Here is a 6,303-nt window from a genome sequence, read left to right as displayed (position 1 = left end):
GTCTCCGCCGGCCTGCTGGGGCGGGTGTTCGTCATCGCCTCCCTGATCACCGCCGTGCTGAGCCTGGACGCCGCGGTGGTGCTGCTGACCCCGGTGGTGCTGGTCGCCGTGCGGCGGCTGCGCACCCCGGTGCGGCCATACGCCTATGCCACGGCACATTTGGCCAACGGAGCCTCACTGCTGCTGCCGGTGTCGAACCTGACCAATCTGCTGGCGTTTCACACCGCCGGCATCTCGTTCACCAGGTTCACGGCGCTGATGGCGTTGCCGTGGCTGGGCGCGGTGGCCACGCTGTACGTGATCTTCCGGTGGTTCTTCGCCGGTGACCTGCGCGTGCAGCCCGACCCGGAGGAACTGGGGCCGGCGCCGCGGCCGCCGGTGTTCGTGTTGGTGGTGGTCGGGCTGACGCTGACCGGCTTCGTGGTCGGCCAGTCCGTGGGGCTCGCCCCCGCCTGGGTGGCGCTCATCGGCGCGTCGGTGCTGGCGGTCCGCAGCCTGAGCCGTCGGCACACGTCGGTGGCCGACATCGTGCGCTCGGCGCACGTGTCGTTCCTGGTGTTCGTGTTGGCGCTGGGCGTGGTGGTGCGTGCGGTCATGGTCAACGGGATGGACAGGGCGATGTCGTCGGTGCTGCCGTCGGGTTCGGGACTGCCCGCGCTGCTCGCGATCGCCGCGATCGCCGCGGTGCTGGCGAACGTCGTGAACAATCTGCCCGCGACGCTGGTGCTGCTGCCCCTGGTCGCGCCCGGCGGCGCCGCGGCCATCCTGGCCGTCCTGATCGGGGTCAACATCGGCCCCAACCTGACCTACGTGGGTTCGCTGTCGAACCTGTTGTGGCGGCGCGTATTGCGCCGCCACGATGTCGACGCCGGGGTCGGCGAGTACACCCGCCTCGGGCTGTGCACCGTGCCGGCGGCGCTGGTGGTTGCGGTGCTGGCGCTGTGGGCGTCGATGCGACTACTGGGCATCTAGGTGGGCAAGGCGGCCCGCGCCCGGTCGCCGACCGGCCGGGCGGCGACCACCGTGAACGGCGTATCCAGCGGAAAGTCGGACTCCAGCGATTCGATGTCGGCGGTGCGGACGATCGTCGCCGGCGCGAGCGTAGCCTCGAGCATCGCGAAGTGATCGCGACGCGGCCCAACACGTCGCGGGCACCTTGCGGGCTGGCGATCAGCACGATCTGGGGCGGCAGCCACTTCGGTCCGAGCACAACCTCGTGACGGGTCCGCCGGCGTCCAACAGCATCTGGATGCCGTCGATGTACGACCGCACCGCCTTGACCCGGCGCCAGTACGGGAGCGGATTCTTCGGCACCGGCCGGCGCCCGGCGACTTCGGGGTTCTCCAGCATCTCGACCATGCGCGACTCCTCTTGTCAGAGGCACGGTATGGCCGAATTCGATGCGTCCGCATGCGTGGTCGGCTACTCGACTTGGCGAGGGCTGGGCGTCAGCCGGTTCCGCCGTCGCCCGGTCCGGACCTGACGATCGAGGCCAATTCCTCGCGGGACTGCGCCCCGACCCGCTGGCAGGCGCGGTACACGTGGCCCTCCACGGTGCGCACCGACATCACCAGGTTCTCGGCGATCTGGCGGTTGGACAGGCCGGCCACGACGAGCTCGACGACATCGCGCTGGCGGCCCGACAACTTGAGACCGGCCGGGGTCCGCAGCGCCGGCGTGCACAAACCGCCGCAGTTGTCGGCCAGTTCCTTGGCCAGCGCCGCGGCGTAAAGCCCGCGCCGATGGTGCTGGCGCTCGTCGCAGGCGACGGAGGCCTGAGCCGCGGTGTCGGCGGCCGCGGCGAGATCGCCGATCCGCCGGTAGGCCCCCGACGCGGCCAGCAAGCCCTCGCCGTCCCCGGCGAGCAAGCTCTGCGCATGCAACGCGACGGCGTCGGCCAGCGGCAGCGACAAAGCCTTGGCCAGCTCCCGCGCCCGCGCGGCCTGCGAGGCGTCGCCCCATTGAGCCGCGGCCTGTATGCAGGCCAGCTCGTGGGTGGGCTGGCCGCGGTCGCGGGCAAGTTGCGCGGCCTGCTGGGCGCTCGTCACAGCATCGCCCAGGCGACCGCTTGCCGCCATGGCCCACCCCTCGGCCAGCGAGAGGGCGGTGTGCATGAATAAGTAGTCGGACGGCACGCACGACCGCGCACCGGCGACGGCGTCGTTCGCCTCGGTGGCCTGTCCGAGCTTGGCGTGGGCCTCGGCCAGTGCGAAGTAGCTCGCCGCCCGTAAACCCGTCGTGACGGAGTGTCTTTCGGCTCCGGCCAGCGCTTCGTGCACCAACCGCACCGCGTCGGCCGCAGCGCCGCGAACCAGTTCGGCGTTGCCTAGCAGGAGGGCCAGGTTCGCATAGGCGAGGCCGGGAACATCGCGTGCCGAGTCGGCCAGTTGCTTTGCCGTGCTGACGAATTCGTCGATGCGGCCGGTCAACCGACAGGCGCGGCCGTATACCGCTCCGAACCAGAATCGCATATGGGAGGCCTGGAACGACGTCGTCGCGCGCCGCAGCGCCTGCTCCGCCACGCTCGCGAGTTCATCGACCTGCCCCAGCGCCCCCATCGCCATGATCACCGCAAGCGACGCCATCATCGCGTGAAAGCCGGGCAAGGCTTCGAAAGACAATGCAGCCCGAGCATTTTCGGCCGCAAGACCGCAGCGCGCGGACACCGCGTCCAAGCACGCCTGCACGGCCAGACGCTCCGCCGCCTGAGCCGGGGTTTCACCGCCCGCGGCGAGATCTTCCAGGATCGCCGCGGCGACTTGGGGCTTGCCGAGGATCCAGATCAGGTTGGCCGCCCGCACCGTCGCCCAGTGATGGCCGTCAGGAGACGCGGTGTCGGCCATGTCGCGCAGCGCCGTCTCGGCGTCCTCGCCGCGCCCGAGCAGGACGAGGTTCATCGCCCGCACCTCGGCCGCGCCGGGCGCCCCGGCTTGCGTGGCCGCCGTCGCGAACCGGTCGGCCAGGTCCAGATCCAGCAGCGTCATGGCATGCCGGGCCGCCTCCAGATACAGCTCGGGCTCGGGCTCAAGGTCGGACTCGAGGCTCAGCAGCGCACGTCGCACGGTCGCCTGTATGTCGGCGTCACCGTCTTGTGCCAGCCGCGTCGCCAGCCCGCCCCGGATTCCCGACAAGTACATCTCGCCGGCGCTCGCGCGGCGCAGCTCACCGAACAGCGGGTGCGCCAGCCTGGCCATCAGGCCGCCGCCCGTGCGCTCGACGTTCACCAGGCCCATGCTCTCGGCAACCGCCAGGTCGGGGCGACGCACCAGATCGCAGAGCGCGTCAACGGCCAACGGCTCGCACTGCGACAGCGTGTCGAGCACCCGTGCCACCCCCGGGCTGAGCCGACCCATCTGGCGGGCGACCGTGTCGGACAGGGTCGCCGAGACCGCGACGTCGCCGTCCCACATCCACACACCGGCCAGTTCCCGCATCCGCCCGGCCGCGATCTGATCGGTCAGCAGCTGCCGCAGGAACAGCGTGTTCCCCCCGGTCAGCTTTCGGAACCGAGCCGCGCTGCGGGCGTCGACCGGGCCGCCGAGCGTGCCTTCGATCAGTTCGCGCGTGGCCGAGGCCGAAAGCGGTTCGAGATCGAGGCGGGCCAACAGCCCGTCCTTCCACAACGCCGTCACCGCGTCGGGCTCCTCGCCGCCGGTCCGTACCGTGACCACCAGGCGGGCGCCACCCGACTGCGCCAGCTGGTGAACGACGAGGGCGGACAACCCGTCCAGCAGGTGGGCGTCGTCGACACCGAGCACCACGCGAGCCCTACGCTGTTGCGCGACAAACGAATCGATCACGCGGCGCACGTTCGCCAGCGGATCCGACAGCGCGGCACCGAGCGAGCCGATGAACGCCCCCAGCGGCAGGGCACACGCCGACTCGGTGCCGACGATCCACTTCGTCCGCTCGCCGGACGCCTCGGCGCGGCGCAGCACTTCGCGGGCCAGCCTGGTCTTGCCCACACCGGCGGCTCCGGCGATCACCACGCCGGAGTGCTTGCCAGCCCCGACCAGTGCGCGGCGAATGATCGCTAGTTCGCTGTCACGCCCGGTCAGCGACTCGACGCTGATCACGCGGAGACTATAACGGTGCGACGGGGTCCGGCGGAACGATTTATCGGCGTTTCGGTGCGCGGATCTGCGCCCGCTACCCGCTTTGCTGCGGTCGGCCGACGTCGAGGCCGAGCAGGCGATGCTCGAAGAGATCTGCGCCGCGACGCGTGCCGCCGGTGGCCTTGAAGCCGGCTGCCACCCGTTGCGCCCCGTCGGTCATCGTCATTGCCTCCCGCACGTTCGTGCGCAATCGCGACGGTGACAGTTTCTTTGCCGGCAGGCGGGTACCGCACCGGGCCACCTCGACGCGCCGCGCGACCTCGAGCTGGTCGCGCCCGTAGGGCACGACGCAGACCGGTATGCCACGGGCGAGCGCCTTCTGCGTCGCGCCCATCCCGCCGTGCGTCCGCGAAATTGCGACCGGCCGGGAAGTTCTGCGATGAGCAGATCGACTTGGCCGACGCCAGGCCGCAACTAGGCCCGGTGGTAGGCCGCCGGCAGCGGCAGGCCGAGCCCGGCCAGCACCCCACGCAGCAGCGTCGGGAAGTCGGTGATGATGCCGTCGACGCCATAACCGATCTGCTCGCGCATGGCGCCGGCGCCATCGACGGTCCACGGGATTACCCTGAGCCCCAACGCGTGCGCGCGATCGACGTAGGCCTTCCCGGTGACCAACGCGTAATCGGGCGAAACCATGCTGGCGCCCACCAGCAGCGCGCCGATCATCGGATCGCCGATCAGGTCCGCGGACTCGCCGGCCAGCCACGGTGAACCCGGCGCCCACGTCAGCTCGTCGTACAAGGCCACCAAGGGAATTGACGGCTCCGCCCGGTGCACCATCGGGAGCGTTCGCCAGTCGAAGCTCTGGATTTCCACCCGGTCGACCTTGGCCGCCGACCGGACCGCCGCCAGTATCACGTCGACGAACTCCTGGGGTCCGGCCGAGGCGCCCGGGTTGTCGGCCTCCACCTTCGTCTCGATATTGAAGCGCACCCCGGCGCGATAGGCGTCGGTGAGCGCGAAGACGTCGGGCAACGTCGCTATCTTGTTGCCGCGCACCACTTCGGCGTCGGGGAATTCGGCGAGGCGCTTGCCGCAGTCGAGCGTGCGGATCTGCACGAGGGTGAGCTCGTGCACGAGCTTGCCGACGTAGGGGTACGCCGGGTCGCCGGCGAACGCGGGCGCCGTGTCGGTGCACTTCTCCGCGTCGATCGTCGGGTCGTGCCACACCAGCGGCTGGGAGTCCTTGGTGATGCCGATGTCGAGTTCGAGTGTGCTGACGCCCAATTCGAGCGACTTGGCGAAAGCCCGCAGGGATTCCTCGGTGGTTTCGCCGCGTCCGCCGCGATGGGCCTGCAGGTCGAACCCGGCCGGTTGCGCCGAAGCCGGCGACGCAACAAGCAGCCCCAGCCCCAGCAGCGCAGCGACGAGGCGAGCTATCAATTAATGCCTGCGCTGGCGGGCGATTTCGGCAAGCACCACCCCGGCGGCCACCGAGGCGTTGAGCGATTCGGTGCGACCCGCCATCGGAATCGACACCACCTGGTCGCAGGTCTGGCGCACCAACCGGGACAGGCCTTTACCCTCCGATCCGACGACCATGACCAGCGGGTCGGTGCCGTCCAGGTCGTCGAGGGCGGTGTCCCCGCCGGCGTCCAATCCGATGACGCGCAACCCGGCGTCGGCCCAACCCTTCAGCGCCCTGGTGAGATTGGGGGCCCGCGCCACCGGGACGCGCGCCGCGGCGCCGGCGCTGGTGCGCCAGGCCACCGCCGTCACCGAGGCCGAACGCCGCTGTGGGATGAGCACGCCGTCGCCGCCGAACGCGGCGACCGAGCGCACGATCGCGCCGAGGTTGCGGGGATCGGAGATGTTGTCCAACGCGACCAGCAGCGCCGGCGGCGAGTCGCTGGCAGCCGCCAGCAGGTCGTCGGGGTGGGCGTAGTTGTACGGCGGCACCTGCAGGGCGATGCCCTGGTGCAGGTGGTTGGTGGTCATCCGGTCCAGGTCGGCGCGCGGCACCTCCAGGATCGCGATGCCCAAATCGGCCGCGCGCGCGACGGATTCGGTGAGTCGCTCGTCGGCTTCGGTGCCGAGGGCAACATAAAGCGCGGTCGCCGGGACGCCGGCGCGCAGGCACTCCAGCACCGGGTTGCGGCCCAGCACCGTTTCGGTCTCATCGGTGCGCTTGGGGGGCCGGCGCACCTGCGCCCCCACCACCCGGCCGCCAAGCGGGCCCAGTCACAGT

At 70.7% G+C, this 6,303-nt stretch carries 5 protein-coding genes and 2 pseudogenes; 1 reads left to right on the top strand and 6 read right to left on the bottom strand.

Annotated features, from left to right (window positions below):
- Positions 1 to 972: SLC13 family permease (locus A5787_RS25965; RefSeq protein WP_066972584.1), on the top strand; the 972-nt coding region annotated here is incomplete at its 5' end.
- On the opposite strand, the gene A5787_RS27565 is transcribed toward A5787_RS25965, so the two are convergent.
- From A5787_RS27565 to rlmB, 6 genes and pseudogenes are all read right to left on the bottom strand, one after another.
- Positions 969 to 1,115 (bottom strand): hypothetical protein, encoded by a 147-nt coding sequence (locus tag A5787_RS27565; RefSeq protein ID WP_156764142.1) that lies wholly within the window; start codon positions 1,113 to 1,115, stop codon positions 969 to 971. The two genes, A5787_RS25965 and A5787_RS27565, sit on opposite strands and share 4 nt — an antisense overlap.
- Positions 1,116 to 1,170: 55 nt before the next feature.
- Positions 1,171 to 1,359 (bottom strand): hypothetical protein, encoded by a 189-nt coding sequence (locus A5787_RS25960; RefSeq protein WP_066972582.1) that lies wholly within the window; start codon positions 1,357 to 1,359, stop codon positions 1,171 to 1,173.
- 89 nt (positions 1,360 to 1,448) lie between these two features.
- Positions 1,449 to 4,076, bottom strand: coding sequence for a LuxR family transcriptional regulator (locus A5787_RS25955; protein WP_066972579.1), 2,628 nt, complete (start codon positions 4,074 to 4,076; stop codon positions 1,449 to 1,451).
- 73 nt (positions 4,077 to 4,149) lie between these two features.
- Positions 4,150 to 4,461 (bottom strand): annotated as a pseudogene (locus tag A5787_RS25950) (glycosyltransferase); the annotation flags it as partial.
- A 68-nt stretch (positions 4,462 to 4,529) separates the two neighbouring features.
- The gene (locus tag A5787_RS25945; protein ID WP_066972574.1) at positions 4,530 to 5,498 is read right to left on the bottom strand and encodes a glycerophosphodiester phosphodiesterase; all 969 of its coding nucleotides are present in this window, start codon (positions 5,496 to 5,498) and stop codon (positions 4,530 to 4,532) included.
- Positions 5,499 to 6,266: pseudogene (gene rlmB, locus A5787_RS25940) on the bottom strand (23S rRNA (guanosine(2251)-2'-O)-methyltransferase RlmB); the annotation flags it as partial.
- Positions 6,267 to 6,303 lie beyond the last annotated feature (37 nt).

Source organism: Mycobacterium sp. 852002-50816_SCH5313054-b, assembly GCF_001667185.1.
Taxonomy (GTDB): Bacteria; Actinomycetota; Actinomycetes; order Mycobacteriales; family Mycobacteriaceae; genus Mycobacterium.
This window is presented reverse-complemented; position numbering and strand designations above follow the sequence as displayed.